The 17,842-nt window shown below is 64.1% G+C and carries 18 protein-coding genes; 9 read left to right on the top strand and 9 right to left on the bottom strand.

Translation table 11 applies throughout. The annotated features are described in order from the left end of the window. Nucleotides 1-82 precede the first annotated feature (82 nt). A complete protein-coding gene (locus AABQ55_RS18665) occupies nt 83-1,936 on the top strand; it encodes an ABC transporter ATP-binding protein (RefSeq protein WP_244767032.1) in 1,854 nt (617 codons plus the stop codon). A 38-nt stretch (nt 1,937-1,974) separates the two neighbouring features. Here the strand turns inward: AABQ55_RS18665 and AABQ55_RS18660 are convergent, their stop codons facing one another. Together AABQ55_RS18660 and AABQ55_RS18655 are read right to left on the bottom strand one after the other, a co-directional pair. After that, the gene (locus tag AABQ55_RS18660; protein ID WP_272806085.1) at nt 1,975-2,268 is read right to left on the bottom strand and encodes an addiction module antidote protein; all 294 of its coding nucleotides are present in this window, start codon (nt 2,266-2,268) and stop codon (nt 1,975-1,977) included. A gap of 1 nt (nt 2,269) precedes the next feature. Beyond that, complete coding sequence (locus AABQ55_RS18655) at nt 2,270-2,569, bottom strand: type II toxin-antitoxin system RelE/ParE family toxin (protein WP_272806084.1); 300 nt, start codon at nt 2,567-2,569, stop codon at nt 2,270-2,272. Nucleotides 2,570-2,690: 121 nt separating this feature from the next. On the opposite strand from AABQ55_RS18655, the gene AABQ55_RS18650 reads away from it, so the two are divergent. From AABQ55_RS18650 to AABQ55_RS18630, 5 genes are all read left to right on the top strand, one after another. Beyond that, nucleotides 2,691-4,559 carry an ABC transporter ATP-binding protein gene (locus AABQ55_RS18650; protein ID WP_272806083.1) on the top strand — a complete coding sequence of 623 codons (1,869 nt, stop codon included), beginning with the start codon at nt 2,691-2,693 and terminating at the stop codon, nt 4,557-4,559. A gap of 264 nt (nt 4,560-4,823) precedes the next feature. Beyond that, nucleotides 4,824-5,402: a ubiquinol-cytochrome c reductase iron-sulfur subunit gene (gene petA, locus AABQ55_RS18645; protein WP_244767028.1), complete on the top strand. Its 579-nt coding sequence runs from the start codon at nt 4,824-4,826 to the stop codon at nt 5,400-5,402. A 14-nt stretch (nt 5,403-5,416) separates the two neighbouring features. Beyond that, nucleotides 5,417-6,685, top strand: a complete 1,269-nt coding sequence (locus AABQ55_RS18640; RefSeq protein WP_244767027.1) for a cytochrome b — start codon at nt 5,417-5,419, stop codon at nt 6,683-6,685. Nucleotides 6,686-6,712: 27 nt separating this feature from the next. Next, a complete protein-coding gene (locus AABQ55_RS18635) occupies nt 6,713-7,591 on the top strand; it encodes a cytochrome c1 (RefSeq protein ID WP_272806082.1) in 879 nt (292 codons plus the stop codon). A gap of 107 nt (nt 7,592-7,698) precedes the next feature. Then, a complete protein-coding gene (locus AABQ55_RS18630) occupies nt 7,699-8,241 on the top strand; it encodes an adenine phosphoribosyltransferase (RefSeq protein WP_272806081.1) in 543 nt (180 codons plus the stop codon). A gap of 181 nt (nt 8,242-8,422) precedes the next feature. Here the strand turns inward: AABQ55_RS18630 and AABQ55_RS18625 are convergent, their stop codons facing one another. Genes AABQ55_RS18625 through ychF form a run of 3 tightly spaced genes read right to left on the bottom strand, consistent with a single transcriptional unit; the run spans nt 8,423 to nt 10,463 of the window. Next, entirely contained in the window at nt 8,423-8,890 is a 468-nt protein-coding gene (locus AABQ55_RS18625; RefSeq protein WP_272806080.1) for a MaoC family dehydratase, read from the bottom strand. Then, nucleotides 8,877-9,353: a MaoC family dehydratase gene (locus AABQ55_RS18620; RefSeq protein ID WP_244767023.1), complete on the bottom strand. Its 477-nt coding sequence runs from the start codon at nt 9,351-9,353 to the stop codon at nt 8,877-8,879. The genes AABQ55_RS18625 and AABQ55_RS18620 overlap by 14 nt, the downstream gene beginning before the upstream one ends. 6 nt (nt 9,354-9,359) lie before the next feature. Beyond that, nucleotides 9,360-10,463, bottom strand: a complete 1,104-nt coding sequence (ychF, locus tag AABQ55_RS18615; RefSeq protein ID WP_272806079.1) for a redox-regulated ATPase YchF — start codon at nt 10,461-10,463, stop codon at nt 9,360-9,362. 158 nt (nt 10,464-10,621) lie between these two features. Here ychF and clpS point away from each other — a divergent pair, with 158 nt between their 5' ends. Both clpS and AABQ55_RS18605 read left to right on the top strand, forming a co-directional pair. Continuing rightward, entirely contained in the window at nt 10,622-10,933 is a 312-nt protein-coding gene (gene clpS / locus AABQ55_RS18610) for an ATP-dependent Clp protease adapter ClpS (RefSeq protein WP_244767021.1), read from the top strand. A 40-nt stretch (nt 10,934-10,973) separates the two neighbouring features. Continuing rightward, the gene (locus AABQ55_RS18605; RefSeq protein WP_272806078.1) at nt 10,974-11,357 is read left to right on the top strand and encodes a hypothetical protein; all 384 of its coding nucleotides are present in this window, start codon (nt 10,974-10,976) and stop codon (nt 11,355-11,357) included. A 3-nt stretch (nt 11,358-11,360) separates the two neighbouring features. On the opposite strand, the gene pth is transcribed toward AABQ55_RS18605, so the two are convergent. The 4 genes from pth to AABQ55_RS18585 form a co-directional block, all read right to left on the bottom strand. Next, nucleotides 11,361-12,077 carry an aminoacyl-tRNA hydrolase gene (gene pth / locus AABQ55_RS18600; RefSeq protein ID WP_272806077.1) on the bottom strand — a complete coding sequence of 239 codons (717 nt, stop codon included), beginning with the start codon at nt 12,075-12,077 and terminating at the stop codon, nt 11,361-11,363. Nucleotides 12,078-12,148: 71 nt separating this feature from the next. Next, the gene (locus AABQ55_RS18595; protein WP_272806076.1) at nt 12,149-12,898 is read right to left on the bottom strand and encodes a substrate-binding periplasmic protein; all 750 of its coding nucleotides are present in this window, start codon (nt 12,896-12,898) and stop codon (nt 12,149-12,151) included. Nucleotides 12,899-12,918: 20 nt separating this feature from the next. After that, on the bottom strand, nt 12,919-15,306 hold the full coding sequence (locus AABQ55_RS18590; protein ID WP_272807496.1) for an EAL domain-containing protein: 2,388 nt from the start codon (nt 15,304-15,306) through the stop codon (nt 12,919-12,921). Between the two features lie 236 nt (nt 15,307-15,542). Next, a complete protein-coding gene (locus AABQ55_RS18585) occupies nt 15,543-16,151 on the bottom strand; it encodes a 50S ribosomal protein L25/general stress protein Ctc (protein WP_272806075.1) in 609 nt (202 codons plus the stop codon). Nucleotides 16,152-16,384: 233 nt separating this feature from the next. Here AABQ55_RS18585 and AABQ55_RS18580 point away from each other — a divergent pair, with 233 nt between their 5' ends. Further along, a complete protein-coding gene (locus tag AABQ55_RS18580) occupies nt 16,385-17,839 on the top strand; it encodes a hypothetical protein (RefSeq protein WP_272806074.1) in 1,455 nt (484 codons plus the stop codon). The last annotated feature ends 3 nt before the right edge of the window (nt 17,840-17,842 follow it).

Genomic DNA, 17,842 nt, shown 5'->3' with positions numbered 1-17,842 from the left:
CAATCCTGCCGGAACCCCGTTCCCGACCGCGCCCGTTTTGCGCCGTCCGTGCCGGTTCCGTCTTTCTATTACGGAGAAAGCCATGTTCGGCTGGTTCGAAAGACGTTTGAATCCCTATCCTTCCGAGGCGCCCTCGCTGCCCCCGAAGGGCCTTTTCGCCTTCCTGTGGCACTATACGCGCCCGGCCGCCCCTTGGCTGGCCCTGCTCGGTTTCTGCTCCATGGTGCTCGGCATCGCCGAGGTCGTGCTGTTCCAGTTCCTCGGCAGCATCGTCGACTGGCTTTCGGCCGGTGATCCCGGCACGTTCCTCGCCCGCGAGGGCGACACGCTCGTGTGGATGGCGGCGCTGCTGCTCTTGATCATCCCCGGTTTCGGCGCGCTGCACACCATGACCATGCACCAGGCGCTCGCGGGCAATTTCCCGATGATCGCCCGCTGGCAGATGCACCGTTACCTCATCCGCCAGAGCATGACCTTCTTCTCCAACGAGTTCGCCGGCCGCGTCTCGACGAAGGTGATGCAGACGGCGCTTGCCGTGCGCGAGGCGGTGATGAAGATCATCGACGTCTTCATCTACGTGGTGAGCTACTTCATCTCGATGATCGCGATCATCGCCTCGGCGGAGATGCGGCTCGTCGTGCCGCTGCTCGTCTGGCTGGTGATCTATCTCGGCATCCTGCGCTACTTCGTGCCCAAGCTCATGGTCATCTCCCGCGAGCAGGCCGATGCGCGCTCGATGATGACGGGCCGCATCGTCGACAGCTACACCAACATCGCGACGGTGAAGCTGTTCTCGCATGCCGGCCGGGAGGAGAGCTATGCCCGCGAAGGCATGGACGCGTTCCTGCAGACCGTGCACAAGCAGATGCGGCTCATCACCCTGTTCAACATCGTGATCGACATCAACAATGTCATCGCGCTGTTCGGTACGACGGCGATCGGCATCTATTTCTGGATGTCCGGCGACGTGTCCGTCGGCGCCGTGGCGGTGGCGGTCGGCCTTGCCATGCGCATCAACGGCATGTCGCAATGGGTGATGTGGGAAGTGACCGCGCTCTTCGAGAACATCGGCACGGTCTATGACGGCATGGGCATGATGACCAAGCCGCACGACATCATGGATGCGCCGCAGGCACCGGCCCTGCCGGCCGCCAAGGGCGCGATCGACTTCGATCATGTCCGCTTCCACTACGGCAAGAACAAGGGCGTGATCGAGGACCTGTCGCTCAGGATCGGGGCAGGGGAGAAGGTCGGCCTCGTCGGCCGCTCCGGCGCCGGCAAGACGACGCTGATGAACGTGCTGCTCCGGTTCTACGACCTCGAATCCGGCAAGATAACCATCGACGGCAAGGATATCGCGACGGTGACGCAGGACAGCCTGCGCTCGCAGATCGGCGTGGTCACGCAGGACACCTCCCTGCTGCACCGCTCGATCCGCGACAACATCGCCTACGGCAAGCCGGAGGCGAGCGATGCGGAGATCATCGAGGCGGCGAAGCGCGCCAATGCCTGGGACTTCATCGAAGGTCTCGTCGACCAGCACGGTCGCACGGGCCTCGATGCCCAGGTCGGCGAGCGCGGTGTCAAGCTCTCCGGCGGCCAGCGCCAGCGCATCGCGATCGCCCGTGTCTTCCTCAAGGACGCGCCGATCCTGGTGCTGGACGAGGCGACCTCGGCGCTCGATTCGGAGGTCGAGGCGGCGATCCAGGAAAACCTCTTCGCCCTGATGCAGGGCAAGACGGTGATCGCGATCGCCCACCGCCTCTCGACGCTGACCGAGATGGACCGTCTCGTCGTTCTCGACAAGGGTCGTCTCCACGAGACCGGCACCCATGCCGAACTGGTCGCCAAAGGCGGCATCTACGCCGACCTCTGGACCCGCCAGTCCGGCGGCTTCATCGCCGACGACGCCGAGGCGGAAGCGGCGGCGGAGTAACTGGTAAGAGGGCGCCCTTTCCAGCGGAAGGGGCGCCTTCAATCCGTGCCGGTGCGTTTGGAGGTGAGCTCCAGCCCGAGGGCGCGCATGACCGCCAGCATGGACTTGAGGGTTGGATTGCCGTCGCTGGCAAGCGAACGATAGAGCGCTTCCCGGGCAAGGCCGGTCTCTTCCGCAACCTTTCCCATGCCCTTGGCCCGCGCAACGACGCCGAGCGCCTGTGCGATATAGCCCGCATCCCCCGTCTCGAACGCGTCCTTCATGAAGACGTCGATCGCCTCGTCGGAACCGAGGGCCTCGGCCGGGTCGTAACTGTGCAGTGTCTCGTTCATGTCATTCATCCACTTGGGCCGCCAAGGTCTTGGCTTTGGCGATATCCCGTCTCTGTGAACCCTTGTCGCCGCCGCAGAGCAGCACGATGATCTCGTCGCCCCGCCGCGTGAAATAGATGCGATATCCGGGGCCATAGTGGACGCGGATTTCGCTGATGCCGTCTCCCACGGATTTTACATCGCCGATGAGGCCGTAGGCGATCCGGTTCAGCCGGGCGGCGATCAGTGCGCGCGCTTTCCGGTCGTCGAGCGCCCGCTCCCATTTGCGAAAGGTGTCGGTCTGCTTGATCAGGAGCGTCATCTAATCTGTAACTTTAATATTACAATCCTCGAAAATCAAGAGAATTGCCGACCGTTGTCAGATCCCTCCACCTTTCCAATCTTTAATTTGTCCCCCGTCAAAAACCGCCTATATCGGAGGCATGATCTTCCGCCCGCTCTTCTCCTGGTTCGAGAACTGGATTCAGCCCTTCGCGCGGCGGGATGACCTTCGCCCGCCGCAGGGTCTCTTCGCCTTCATCTGGTTCTATGTCGGGCAGGCGAAGGCGCCGTTTGCGGCGATGCTGGTGCTCGGCGGCGTCACGGCGGGCATCGAGGCGGCGACCTTCTGGTTCGTCGGGCGGCTGGTCGATATCCTGGCGACGGTCAAGCCTGCGGACGGGTGGAGCGGCCTCATGGCCGCCCACGGGCCGGAGCTCCTGATGATGCTGGGCCTGATCGGCCTCGCGCGCTTCGTCGTCACGTTCCTCACGGCGCTCGTCGACCAGCAGGTCATCACGCCCGGCTTCTACAATCTGGTGCGCTGGCAGTCCTATGTGCATGTCGCGCGCCAGTCGCTCTCCTTCTTCCAGAACGATTTCTCCGGCCGCATCGTCACGAAGGTCTGGTCGGCGGGGCAGGCGACGGGCGACGTCATCACCTCCTTCATGGAAAGCGTCTGGTTCGTGACGATCTACACGGCCTCGACGCTGGTGCTGCTCGGCGGGCTCGACTGGCGGCTTGCCGCCGTGCTCGGCGTGTGGCTCGTGGTCTTCTCCGTGCTGGCGCGCTACTTCGTGCCGCGCATCCGCGAACATTCGCGCCAGACCGCCGAAGCCGCGTCCATGCTCAGCGGCCGCATGGTCGATGCCTATTCCAACATCCAGACGCTGAAGCTCTTCGGCCGCGACGAGGCGAACGACCGCTACATGCGCAGCGGCTTCGACATCTTCCAGAAGACCACGCTCGATTTCACCCGCTTCCTGACGGGCGTGCGCGCCTCCATGGCCTTCGTCTCCGGGCTGATGATCGTCGCCATGGCGGTGCTCTCCATCCATCTGTGGCTCGGCGGCATCGCCAGTTCCGGCGCGGTCGCCTTCACCATGGCGCTGGTGCTCAGGCTGAATTTCCTGCTCAACCGGCTGATGACGCAGCTCAACAGCATCATGCGCAACATCGGCACGATCCAGAATTCCGCCGACCTGATCTCCCAGCCGATCGGCCTCGTCGACACGCCGGACGCGGTCGAGATGAAGGTCGCCCGCCCCGAAATCCGCTTCGAAGCCATCCGCTTCCACTACGGCCGTCCGTCCGGCGTCATCGACGACCTGACGCTGTCGATCCGTCCCGGCGAGAAGGTCGGTATCGTCGGCCGCTCCGGCGCCGGCAAGTCGACGCTGGTCAACCTGCTGTTGCGTTTCTACGACCTTGAAGGCGGGCGGATTCTCGTCGGCGGGCAGGATATCGCCGCCGTCACGCAGGAGAGCCTGCGCGCCAATATCGGCATGGTCAGCCAGGATACCGCGCTGCTGCACCGCTCGATCCGCGACAACATCCTCTTCGGCAATCCGGACGCCAGCGAGGCCGAGATGATCGAGGCCGCAAGGAAGGCCGAGGCGCACGACTTCATCCTCGCCCTGGAGGACCAGCGCGGCCGGAAGGGCTATGACGCCCATGTCGGCGAGCGCGGGGTCAAGCTGTCGGGCGGCCAGCGCCAGCGCATCGCCATTGCCCGCGTCATGCTGAAGGACGCGCCGATCCTCGTGCTCGACGAGGCGACCTCGGCGCTCGATTCGGAGGTAGAGGCGGCGATCCAGTCGAACCTCGAGCGCCTGATGCGCGGCAAGACCGTGCTCGCCATCGCCCATCGCCTGTCCACCATCGCCGCGCTCGACCGGCTGATCGTCATGGATCGCGGCCATATCGTGGAGGAGGGGACCCATGCGGAACTCGTCGCGCGCGGCGGGCTCTATGCGGATCTCTGGTCGCGCCAGTCGGGCGGGTTCCTCGGCCACGAGGAAGCGGCGCAATAGGACCGCAAAGCGTCGTTTCCCACGCCCTTTCCAAGCCCGGAAGCGCTGGATGTTCAAGGCGATGCCTGCGCCTTGTCAAGATGCCCCGTTTTTCCCGCGACAATGTGCCCACCTCCCCTTGCCAAGGCTGGACATAATTTGCGATCAAGCATAGAACGCGCCGGATTGACGGGGAATCTATGGCCGTATTGTGTCCGGATCTTGCCGGTTTCCAAAGGGGCGTTGCGGTTTTCCGCAGACTTTGCGTGAGAGGATGGTTTAGCCGTGAGCGAACACGAGACAACAAGCGAATCCCTGGGCGAGCCCACTCGCCGCGATTTTCTTTACCTGACCACCGGTATGGCGGGCGTCGTGGGCGGCGTTGCGGTTGCCTGGCCGTTCATCGACCAGATGCGTCCGGACGCGTCCACGCTGGCGCTCGCCTCCATCGAGGTCGATGTCTCCAGCCTGCAGCCGGGCATGTCGCTGACCGCCAAGTGGCGCGGCAAGCCGGTCTTCATCCGCAACCGCACCGACAAGGAAGTCGAGGAGGCCAAGGCCGTCCAGCTTTCCGACCTCAAGGACCCGGTCGCCCGTAACGCCAACATCGCTTCCGACGCCCAGGCGACGGATCTCGACCGCTCCGCCGGCGAGGGCAAGGAGAACTGGATCGTCATGATCGGCTCCTGCACCCATCTCGGCTGTGTTCCGCTCGGCCAGGCCGGCGATTTCGGCGGATGGTTCTGTCCCTGCCATGGTTCTCACTACGATACCGCCGGTCGTATTCGTAAGGGTCCGGCCCCCGAGAACCTGCCCGTGCCGACCTTCTCGTTCGTATCCGACACAGTCATCAAGATCGGTTGAGGGGACTACTGATAATGAGTGCTGAACATTCAACCTACCAGCCGACGACTGGCATCGAAAAATGGGTCGATTCGCGGCTGCCTCTGCCGCGCATGATCCATGACAGCTTCGTGTCCTACCCGGTCCCGCGCAACCTGAACTATGCCTATACCTTCGGCGCCATGCTGTCGGTGATGCTGATCGTGCAGATCCTGACCGGCATCGTGCTGGCCATGCATTATGCCGCCGAAACCACCGTCGCGTTCAACTCGGTCGAGAAGATCATGCGCGACGTGAACCACGGCTGGCTCCTGCGCTACATGCACGCCAACGGCGCGTCCTTCTTCTTCATCGCGGTCTATCTCCACATCGCCCGCGGCCTCTACTACGGCTCCTACAAGGCGCCGCGTGAAATCCTCTGGATCCTCGGCGTCGTCATCTACCTCCTGATGATGGCGACGGGCTTCATGGGCTACGTTCTGCCCTGGGGCCAGATGTCCTTCTGGGGCGCGACCGTCATCACCGGCTTCTTCTCGGCCTTCCCGTGGGTCGGCGAGTGGATCCAGCAGTTCCTGCTCGGCGGCTTCGCGGTCGACAACCCGACGCTGAACCGCTTCTTCGCGCTGCACTACCTGCTGCCGTTCATGATCGCCGGCGTCGTCGTCCTGCACGTCTGGGCGCTGCACGTCACCGGCCAGACGAACCCGACGGGCGTCGAGGTGAAGTCCAAGACCGACACGGTCGCCTTCACGCCCTACGCGACGCTGAAGGACGCCCTCGGCGTCTCGGTCTTCCTGATCGTCTTCGCCTGGTTCATCTTCTACATGCCGAACTACCTCGGCCACCCGGACAACTACATCCCGGCCGACCCGCTGAAGACCCCCGCCCACATCGTTCCGGAATGGTACTACCTGCCGTTCTACGCGATGCTGCGCGCCATCACCTTCAACATCGGCCCGATCGACTCCAAGCTGGGCGGCGTTCTGGTGATGTTCGGCTCGATCATCATCCTCTTCTTCCTGCCGTGGCTCGACACCTCCAAGGTTCGCTCCGCCGTCTACCGTCCGTGGTACAAGCTGTTCTTCTGGATCTTCGTGGCCAATGCCATCATGCTCGGCTGGCTCGGCGCCATGCCCGCCGAAGGCATCTACGTCATCCTCTCGCAGCTCGGCACGGTCTACTACTTTGGCTTCTTCATCGTCCTCATGCCGATCCTCGGCCTGATCGAGACCCCGAAGCGCATTCCGAATTCGATCACGGAAGCGGTTCTGGAAAAGAAGAACGCCAAGGCGGCCAGAGCCTGATAGCGAGCGACGAAAGGAACCATGACAATGAAAAAGCTTGTTGCAGGCATTCTGTCGCTCGCCCTCGTCGCCGGTATCGGCGTCTCCTTCGCGACCGCGCAGGACGAGCATGCCGCCGGTGGCGCCGAAGCGGAGCACGCCACGCCCCACTACCCGATCCACAAGCCCAAGCAGCAGGACTGGAGCTTCGCCGGCCCGTTCGGCAAGTATGACAAGGGCCAGCTCCAGCGCGGCCTGAAGGTCTATACCGAAGTCTGTTCTGCCTGCCACTCGATGAGCCTCGTCTCCTTCCGCACGCTGGAAGGTCTCGGCTACTCGGAAGCCCAGGTGAAGGCATTCGCGGCGAACTACGAGGTCGAGGACGGCCCGAACAGCGACGGTGAGATGTTCACCCGCAAGGCCGTTCCGTCCGACTACTTCCCGTCGCCCTACGCCAACCACGAGGCGGCCGCCGCTTCGAACAATGGCGCGGCCCCGCCGGACTTCTCGCTGATCGCCAAGGCGCGCGGCATCACCCGCGGCTTCCCGCAATTCGTCTTCGACATCTTCACCCAGTACCAGGAAGGCGGCCCGGACTACATCTACTCGCTGCTGACCGGCTATGACGAAGAGCCGCCGGCGCATGTCGAGGTGGCCGAAGGCACGCACTACAACCCGTATTTCGCAAACGCCGCGGCGCTCGCCATGGCCAAGCCGATCTCCGACGACCAGGTCACCTATGACGACGGTTCGCCGCAGACGGTGGATCAGTATGCGCATGACGTTTCCGCCTTCCTGATGTGGGCCGCCGAGCCGCACCTGGAGGACCGCAAGCGCACCGGCTTCATGGTCATGGTCTTTTTGGTGATCTTCACCGGCCTGATCTACCTGACGAAGAAGTCGGTCTATGCGAACAAGGAACACTGAGCGGTCCTGCCGCTCTGTCGAAAGGCGGCCTTCGGGCCGCCTTTTTTGTTGTGGGGCGATGCCGCACCTGCAATAACCGGAAAAAGCCCTCCGCAGTTGGAATTCCCATGTCCGCACTCGAAAATGAACTCGTCGCCGCAATCCGCAACATCCCGGATTACCCCAAGCCCGGCGTCATGTTCCGCGACATCACCACGCTGCTCGGCAATCCGCGCGCCTTCCGCCGCGCGGTGGACGAGCTGGTGCATCCCTATGCGGGCATCGGCGTTGCCAAGGTCGCCGGGATCGAGGCGCGCGGCTTCATCCTCGGCGGCGCCATGGCACACCAGCTGTCGACCGGCTTCGTGCCGATCCGCAAGAAGGGCAAGCTGCCGCACGAGACCGTGCGCATCGCCTATAGCCTGGAATACGGCGTGGACGAGATGGAGATGCACAAGGATGCCATCAGGCCGGGCGAGAAGGTCATCCTCGTCGACGACCTGATCGCCACCGGCGGCACGGCGGAGGCGGCGGTGAAGCTGCTGCGCCAGATGGGGGCGGATATCGTCGCGGCCTGTTTCGTCATCGACCTGCCGGAACTCGGCGGGCGGAAGAAGCTTGAAGCGCTCGACGTGGAAGTGCGCACGCTGGTGGCGTTCGACGGGCATTGAGCATAGCTGCCCGCGATCTGCCGTGTCGCCCCTCATCCGGCCTGCCGGCCACCTTCTCCCCGCAAGCGGGGCGAAAGGATAGGCCGCGCCGGTTTCCCCAGCCCATACTGTTCATGGGGCAAGTTCCCTCTCCCCGCTTGCGGGGAGAGGGTTAGGGTGAGGGGCAAACCGAACGTGCGGTTCAGACGAATTCCAGAACCGTGCTCTCGAACCGGATGACCGGCTCGCCATTCTGGTTCCTTCCCGCACACAAAATCGTATTGATCAGCCGGCCCGGCCGCGAGGCGAGTTCGCGCGAGGCCGTCAGCGTCACCGAATAGGTGATCGTGTCGCCGGCGAAGACCGGCTTCAGCCAGCGCAGGTTCGTGAAGCCCGGGGAGGGGCCGAGCTTCGGAGGCGCGATCCCCTCGGCGGCGAGCCGCCGGCATTCGCCCGTCCAGAAGGGCACGAAGCATTTCATCCACCCTGCGCTGGAATGCCAGCCGGAGGCGCAGAGGCCGCCGAACAGCGCGTGCCTGGCCAGTTCCGCATCGAGATGGAAGGGCTGCGGGTCGAAATCCCTGGCGAAGCGGATGATGTCTTCGGCGGTGAAGGTGAGGCTGCCGATCTCGACGGCCTCGCCGAAGGCGTAGAGCTCAGCCATGCGCATGGTCGGCTCCCTTTTCGGCAAGGCGCATCATGTTGATATATTCGCAGAGCGCGACCGTTTCCCCGCGCTGGTTCGTCACCGTGGCGCGCATGCGCACGATGCCGATCTCAGGCCGCGAGCGCGAGACGCGCGCATCCAGCACCTCGCAATGGCCGCCGAGCGTGTCGCCGGCGAGCACCGGGCGCTTCCATTCCATGGCATCGACACCCGGCGAGCCCTCCGAGGTGGAGCCGCGGATATAGGCCTCGTAGAGCATGCGCATCATGACGGCGCTGGTGTGCCAGCCGGACGCGGCGAGCCCGCCGAGGATGCTGGTGCGGCCGGCTTCCTCGTCGAGATGCATGGGCTGGGGATCGAATTCCCGCGCGAAGGCGATGATCTCGTCCGCCGTCAGCGTCCGCTCCGCGAAATCGAAGCGGCGGCCGGGCGTGAAATCCTCGAAGGTCAGCTGCGCGTCCGTCATGGGTGTTTACGTATTGAAGCGGAAGTGGATGACGTCGCCATCCTGCACCACATATTCCTTGCCTTCGTCGCGGCCCTTGCCGGCTTCCTTGGCGCCGACTTCGCCCTTGTAGGCGATGTAGTCGTCATAGGAGATGGTGAAGGCGCGGATGAAGCCGCGCTCGAAATCCGTGTGGATGACGCCGGCGGCCTGCGGGGCCTTGGTGCCGCGCACGATGGTCCAGGCGCGGGTCTCCTTCGGGCCGACCGTGAAATAGGTGATGAGGTCGAGCAGGTGGTAGCCGGCGCGGATGAGCCGGTCGAGGCCCGCTTCCTCGAGGCCGAGCGCGGAGAGGAATTCGGCCGCTTCCTCTTCCGGAAGCTGGGCGACCTCGGATTCGATCGCCGCCGAGATGATGACGCATTCGGCGCCCTGTTCCTTCGCCATGGCGGCAACGGCCTCGGTGTGCTCGTTGCCTGTCGAGGCGTCGGCCTCCGCGACGTTGCAGACATAGAGGACCGGGTGCGAGGTGAGGAGGTTGAGGCCCTTCAGGACCTCGATCTCCTCGGGCGCCAGCGTCTTCAGGAGAAGGCGGGCCGGCTTGCCCTCGTTCAGCAGCTTCACCACGGCTTCCATGATCGGCAGCTGCGCGATGGACTCCTTGTCCTTGCCGGTGGCGCGTTTGCGCGTCTGCTCGACGCGGCGCTCCAGGCTTTCGAGGTCGGCGAGCATCAGCTCGGTCTCGATCGTGTCGGCGTCGCCCACCGGGTTGATGCGGCCCTCGACATGGGTGATGTCATCGTCCTCGAAGCAGCGCAGCACATGCACGACCGCATCGACTTCGCGGATGTTGGCGAGGAACTTGTTGCCGAGGCCTTCGCCCTTCGAGGCGCCGCGCACAAGGCCGGCGATGTCGACGAAGGAGATGCGGGTCGGGATGATCTCCTTGGAGCCGGCGATGGCGGCGAGCGCCTTCATGCGCGGATCGGGAACCGCCACTTCGCCGGTGTTCGGCTCGATGGTGCAGAAGGGATAGTTGGCCGCTTGCGCCGCCGCCGTCTTGGTCAGCGCGTTGAAGAGGGTCGACTTGCCGACATTCGGCAGACCGACGATACCGCATTTGAAGCCCATGGAAGGTGGTCCATTCGTCTTAGAAAATCGTTGCCATCGCTATGGGGGATGGCGGGGGCAGGGTCAAGGGCTTCGGGCCGCGCGGGCCTTGAAGTCGCCTCTCCTGCGGTGCACAATGGGCCGCACACCGCTCGAAGCCGGAATACGAGGAGCTTCCCATGAGCAATGGTGACACGACCCTGACCCCGAAAACCGTGACGAAGCCGAAGCTGGAACGGCCGAGGCTCTACAAGGTCATTCTCGTCAACGACGACTATACGCCGCGCGAATTCGTCGTGCTGGTGCTGAAAGCCGTCTTCCGCATGGCGGAGGAGACGAGCTACCGGGTGATGATGACCGCGCACAAGATGGGCACGTCCGTCGTGGTCGTCTGCGCCCGCGACATCGCCGAGACCAAGGCGAAGGAGGCGACGGACCTGGCGAAGGAGGCGGGTTTCCCGCTGCTCTTCCAGACCGAGCCGGAGGAATAGGCTTCATCCGATATTAGCGGTCTTCGCCCATGCTGCGGCCATGATCGAAGAAGCCGCCACCTGGCACTATGCCGTCGCCTTCGTGTTCTTCCTTCTTGTGGGGGCGATCGGGCACGTCTGCCGCGCCGTCTTCAATGTCTTTCCCGACCGGCTTTCCGACCGGACGACGCTCGATCTCGTCGTCAGCGACGGCTACGACTGGAACGACCGGATCTTCGGCACCGAATATGACGATGCGGGTTACTACCGGCTCGATTCCTGGCGGAATTTCCGGAACGCGACGGTCGGCTGCGGCCTTGCCGGCCTCGCCGTCATGCTGTTTTCCGACGGCGCCTCCGGCCTTGTCGCCCAAGGCATCGAGACGGCGCTTGCCTGGCTGTGGGACCTTTTCCTCTACCGGCTCGAAACGATCCGCTGGCTGTAGGTCCTACTCGCCCTTGTTGCCGAGCAGCTTTTTCAGCATCTCCGCCATCGGCCCCGTCGTCGGCAGGATTTTCGGTTGGGCGTGGTTGCGCGCCTGGCGGATGTGCGACTGGCCGGCCGGCTTCTGCGCGGGTGCCTTTTCCGCTTCCGGTTTGCTGCCGGTAGCGAGCGCGAGCTTGTTCATCAGCTGCGAATCCTCTCCCCGCACCAGCATGTCGGCATTGAGGGCGAGCTCGTCGAGCAGCGGATCGAGCCAGCCATGGTCGGCCTTGGCGAAATCGCCGAGCACATGGTGGGTGACGAGTTCCTTTGCGCCCGGATGGCCGATGCCGAGGCGCAGGCGCCGGTAGTCCTTGCCGCAATGGGCGTCGATCGACTTGATGCCGTTGTGCCCGCCATGGCCGCCGCCGACCTTGATGCGCGCCTTGCCGGGGGCAAGGTCCAGCTCGTCGTAGATCGCGACGATGTCCTTGGGGGCGAGCTTGTAGAAGCGCATCGCCTCGCCGACGGATTCGCCGGACAGGTTCATGAAGGTCTGCGGCTTGACGAGCAGCACCTTCTCGCCGGCAAGCTCGCCCTCGGAGATTTCCGCCTTGAACTTCTTCGACCAGGGCGAGAACGGGTTCTTGCGGTGGATCGCATCCAGCGCCATGAAGCCGATATTGTGGCGGTTGCCCGCATATTTTGCGCCCGGATTACCGAGCCCCGCGATGATCTGCATGGAATGGTCCGCCAAAAGGATCTGTCCCGCCTTCACCACCGCGAAAGCGGCCGGAAGTCAACCGCCCGCGATCATTTCTTCGCGCCGCCATCGGCCGTGCGCGTGTTCGGCGGCAGGCCGTAGGCGGCGAAGATGCGATCCTGCTCGCCGCTGACGATGAGCTGGTCGAGCGCCGCCTGCAGCCGCGTGATGAGGTCGGGCGGCGTGTCCTTGTGGCAGGCGAGGCCGTAGATCTGGCCGGCCATCAGCATGGCCTTCTCGACCGGCTGGCCCTGGTTGACCAGGTTCTCATAGGTCTTGATCGAGGTCGGCATCAGGTCGATGCGGCCGGAGAGCAGCTTGCGCACCGAGATGTCGATGTCGACGGCAAGGTCGATATCCTTGAAGCCGAGATCCTCCAGCGCCTCGACGGCGAAGTCGCCGCGCTGCGAGCCGACCTTCATGGTGAGCGCCTCCTGCATGCTGTCCGGCCCCTTGCTGCCGTCCTTGCGCTTCAGGAGCACCATCTCGTCCTTCAGAAGGGGATTGACCCAGGCGAAGCGGCCGGCGCGTTCACGGTTGTAGCCGGCCGTGAAGACGCAGTTCATCGGCTGGTTCTCCGCCAAAGCGAAGGCGCGGGCCCAGGGCATGATCTCGATCGTGTAGTCGATGCCCGCCGCCTTGGTGATCGCGGCGACCTGCTCGACGGCGATGCCGGTGATCCTGCCGTCCCTGGAATAGTTGAACGGGGCGTATTCCTCCGTCACGAAATGCAGGGTTTCGGCAAGCGGTGCGGAAAGAGGGGCGAGCGACAGGCAAAGCGTCAAGAGCAGCGTCTTCATCGTCTCGTCCTTGTCCTTCGTCAGGAGGCGGCGGCCCGGCGTTCGGGTCTCTCCGTCACCGTGAATTCGTCCAGCTTCTCCAGCAATGCGTCAAGCGGCAGGGGGCGGCTCAGGAGGTAGCCCTGGCCGAATTCCACCTGCATGGCCTGCAGGATATCCCACTGTTCCGTCGTCTCGATGCCTTCCGCCACGACGGCGCAGCCCATCTGGTGCGAGATGGTGCGTATGCCTTCCACCAGCATGCGGCTCTTGCGGCGCACGTCCGGCTGGTCGGAGGAAAGCGAGCGGGTGAAGGACTGATCGACCTTGACGATATCGACGGGGAAGCGGTTGAGATAGGACAGCGAGGAATAGCCGGTGCCGAAATCGTCGAGCGCAATGCGGCAGCCAAGGTCGGAGAGCGCGTCGAGCACTTCGCGCACGACGGGATTGTCGAGCATCAGCACCGCCTCGGTGATCTCCACCACGATGCGCGACGGCGTGATGCCGTGCTCCAGAAGCAGGGCGGCAAGGCGCGCGGGCAGGGCGGGCTCGAACTGCAGGGGCGAGAAGTTCACCGCGAGATAGGCGTCGGCAAGCCCGTCGAGCTTCGAGATGATGGCAAGGCTGGCGATCGACTTCGACAGGATGCAATCGCCGATGCGGCCGATCGAGCCGTTCTCCTCGGCAATGCCGATGATCTCGGCCGGCGGCAGCAGGCCGCGCTCGGGGTGGTTGAGCCGCATCAGCGCCTCGAAGCCGGCGACGCGCCCGTCGGCGAGCGACACGATCGGCTGGAGATGGGCGATGAACCAGTCCTCGCGCAGGCCCTGGTCGATGAACTGCTCGGTCTCCAGCCGCTTGCGGGCGATGTCCACCATGTTGCTGTCGAAGAGCTGCACGCCGTTCTTGCCGCTGCGCTTGCGCGCATACATGGCCATGTCCGACTTCTGCAGCAGGCAGGCCGCCGTCTCTGCATGGTCGGGATAGACGGCGACGCCGATGCTGGCGCTGACATGGAGATCGGCACCGTTGACGGTGAGCGGGGTGCGCAGGCTGGCGACGAGCCTTTCGCTGACATCCATGGCGAGCTGGCACGCGTTCGGCGCGCAAAGCAGGATCGCGAATTCGTCGCCGCCGAGCCGGGCGATCCGGTCGCCCGCGCGCAGCTGCCGGCGCAGGCGCGTCGCCACCTGGCAGAGCACGTCGTCGCCCGCCGCATGGCCGAGATTGTCGTTGATCCACTTGAAGCGGTCGAGATCGACGAAGAGGCAGGCGAGCTGCTGGCCGAGCTTGTCGACGTCGCCGATCAGCTCGTCGAGCACGGATTCGAAACCCTGCCGGTTGAGCAGCCCCGTCAGATGGTCGGTGATCGCCTGGCGGTGGTTGCGGTTCTCCGCCTCCTTGAGGTCTGTGACATCGGTCATGACCGACAGCGACAGCGCCTGCCGGCTGCTGCTGGCCGCCACGCCGGTTTCGAGGATCAGCACGTCGATCATGCTGCCGTCGGCGCAGCGGAAGCGCACGGTCGCCTCGCAGATCCCACCTTCCACGCTGTTTTCGTCGTGGCGCTTGCGATAGGTGTCGCGCCAGTCCTCGGCGACGAAATCGGTGAATTCCTGGCCGATCACCGCGGCGCGGCGATAGCCGGTCGCCGTCAGCCAGTAGTCGCTGACGGCGGTGATGCGGTTGTCCGCATCGATGGAGAAGAGCATGGCCGGCGTGAGGTTGTAGATGTCGGTGGCGCGGGCATGGGCGAGCTTCAGCTCCTTCTCCTCGCGCTCCAGCTTGCTCTGCATCTCGTTGAAGTTATGGGCGAGCGCGCCCATTTCGTCGTTCGAGGTCCAGTCGACATGGTGGCGCGAGCCGAGCCGGCGCGTCGCCTCGATGGCCGCCGTCAGCCGCATCAGGGGGCGGATGATGGTGATGCGGTTGCCGATGATGGCGGCGGTGAAGAGGGTGGCGACGGCGAAGAAGAAGATGGTGAAGATGCTCATCTCGTCCTTCGAGAAGCGCGAGAGCAGATGCGCCTTGCGGATCCAGATTTCCGCCGTGCCCACCTTCTTGATGCCGTCGTTCGCCTTGTAGAGGATGTCTGCCTTGACGATGGAACGCGTGTCGTCCGGATCGGGACGGGTGGCGGGCTTCCGGATGTCGATGAGGTCGGACGTGTCGCGCACATGGACGAAGACGATGTCGGCATCCGCCTGCAACGCGCCGACGATCTGATCGATGCTGTCCTTGTCGAAATCCCAGAGCGGCTTGCCGAGCGCCTGGACATTGGCCTGCAGCAGAACTTCGGTGTTCTGCAGGCGCTCGCGCGCCACGCGGTCGGACGAAAGGATCAGGAACAGCACGAAGAGCGGGGCGACGAAGATGAGCAGGGCGCCGATGACGATGGCGATGAAGCGGCTTTCCACCGAATGCATTTTCATGCCGGTTGCCCCCCTGCCATGATGCCAAGCCCGCCCATGATGCCCCTCGTTGGCTTTCGTCATTTTGGAGGCTTAGATTTTCACCAAAGTCTTAAATGTTGCTGAAATGGCGATCCGGAAAAGTGCCGGTTGCTCAGGCTTCCCGCAACGGTAGTGCCTGGCGGCGGACAAAGAAAACCCCGCATCCGGTGGGATGCGGGGTCTTCAGGATCGTTTCTGAACGGAGCCGATTACTCGGACGCTTCCGTTGCTTCTTCTTCCTTCACGCCGGCAGCCGGGACGGCGATCGTGGCGATCGTGAAGTCGCGGTCGGTGATGACCGGGCTCGTGCCCTTCGGCAGCTTGATGTTGGAGATGTGGATGCCTTCGCCGACCTTGAGGCCCGTGAGGTCGGCCGTGAGGAATTCCGGAATGTCGCCGGCCAGCGCGTGCAGCTCGACAGCGTGGCGAACGATGTTCAGGACGCCGCCGGCCTTGATGCCCGGGGACTTCTCTTCGTTGACGAAGTGAACCGGAACTTCGACCACGACGTGGGTGTTGCCCGAAACGCGGAGGAAGTCGACATGCATCGTGAAGTCGCGGACCGGATCCAGCTGGTAGTCCTTCGGCAGGACCTTGATCTTCTCGCCGTTGACGTCGATCGTGGCGACGGTCGTCTTGAAGCCGCCGGCGTGGATGCGCTGGGTGACGTCCTTGGTCGAGATGGCGATGGAGAGCGGGGCCTGCTTGTCGCCATAGATGACTGCGGGAATAAGGCCGTTGCGGCGAAGTTCACGGGAGGACCCCTTACCAACCCGTTCGCGCGTCTCGGCCTTGAGCTCGTAAGTTTCGTGGCTCATGGCTTTACCTTTCATGTGTTACTGGAGAGCCCTTCGCACGCGGAGAGCACTCCGCCGCGCAAAAAGCTTGAGGATTTCGTGAAAGCCTCATCCACGTTGCCTCCAAGGGTGTCTACGCGGACGGGGGCTCGATAAACGAGAATGCCCGGAAATGCAAGGCCCGTGGCCGGATTGACACGATGCGGTCATGATTGGATGTTCGCCTGCAAACCGGTTCGGCGAAGGAGGCCATGATGAGACTACAGATCCTGATGGCCTCGGCCGCATTCGCGCTGGCATCCGCAAGCCCGGCCCTCGCCCAGGCGGTCTCGCCCGCCGAAGCCGAGAGCATCCAGCAGAAGCTCACGCGCTACCTGCCGCAGGACATGATCGAGGCCGGTCTCGTCACCGTCAAGGCGGCGACCTCGTTCTACGAACTGCGCTTCAATCCGGCCGTGCTTGTCGAAAAGCACAAGTCCGGCGCGGTGACGGTCGAGGGGCTGAAGCCGACGACGGCCTATCTCCGGCCCATGCCGGAGGGCACCTACCGCGTCGAGGCCAGCGACAGCTTCGACATCAAGGGCTCGGTCGATGCCGCGCCCGGCAAGAATTCCTTCTCCTATATCATCGCCTCGATGAAGCTCGACGGCATCTACGATCCGGATATCCTCTACTTCACCTCCGCCGACTGGACGGCCGAGAGGATCGCCTTCACCAGCACCTCGCCGCAGGAGAGCATCACGGCGAGCTTCGGCGAGACGGCGATGCGCCTTGCCGCCGAGAAGAAGGGGGAGGGCATCCTCGACATATCCAGCACCGGCGTGATGAAGGCCTTTGCCGAGACGATCACCGGCGGGACGAACGGCCGGGTCGACATAAGCGCCGATACGGTCGACATCGATGTCAGCATGGACGGCGCGCGCAACAAGGTGGTCCAGGACCTCGTCTTCTTCGTGCTCGACAACATGCACAAGGACAGGCTGGAGGCGGCGGATGCGGCGCGGCTGAAGGAGATGCTGCGCTCCGCCCTGCCGGTCTTCGACAATCTCACCGAGACGATCAGGGCCTCCAATGTGACGGTCGGCACGGAGCGGGGCATATTCGGCGCCGAGAGCGTCAGCTATGTCATCGACATGAACGGCATCGCCCATTCCACCCGTGTCGGCTTCGGCTTCGGCGTGGAGAAGCCCAGGCCGCCGGCCGGCATCCTGCTCGCCACCTTCGCGGAGGCCGTGCCGGAGCGCGCGACCTTCAAGGCGGCGGTGACCGATCTCGACCTTGCGGGCGCCGTCAACTATCTCATCGACCATGCGGATTTCACCAAGTCCGAGCCGCTGACGGACGAGCAGAACAAGGAAATCGGCCGCATCGTCCTGCCGGATGGCGCGATGACCGTGGAATTCGAGGACGTTTCCGCCGTTTCGCCGATCTATGACGTGCACCTTGCCGGCAAGATGCAGGTCTATCCCGAGCAGAAGGACCGGCACAGCGCCGAGGTGACGCTGACCATGCGCAACTTCGACAAGACGGTCGCCTATCTCCAGAAGAACGCCGCCACCGTGCCGCAATTCGGCCAGGCCGCCTTCGGCCTCCTGATGATGAAGGGCCTTGCGCGGGATGCCGGCGGCGGCGCGCAGGTCTGGGACGTCAAGGTCGGCGAGGACGGCAAGGTGCTGATCAACGGCCAGCCGCTGCCGTTCCAGCAGTAGGCA

The sequence above is a fragment of the Shinella sp. WSD5-1 genome (assembly GCF_963942435.1).
Taxonomy (GTDB): domain Bacteria; phylum Pseudomonadota; class Alphaproteobacteria; order Rhizobiales; family Rhizobiaceae; genus Shinella; species Shinella yambaruensis.
Note: the sequence above shows the minus strand (reverse complement) of the source record. Positions and strands in the feature narration are given on the sequence as shown.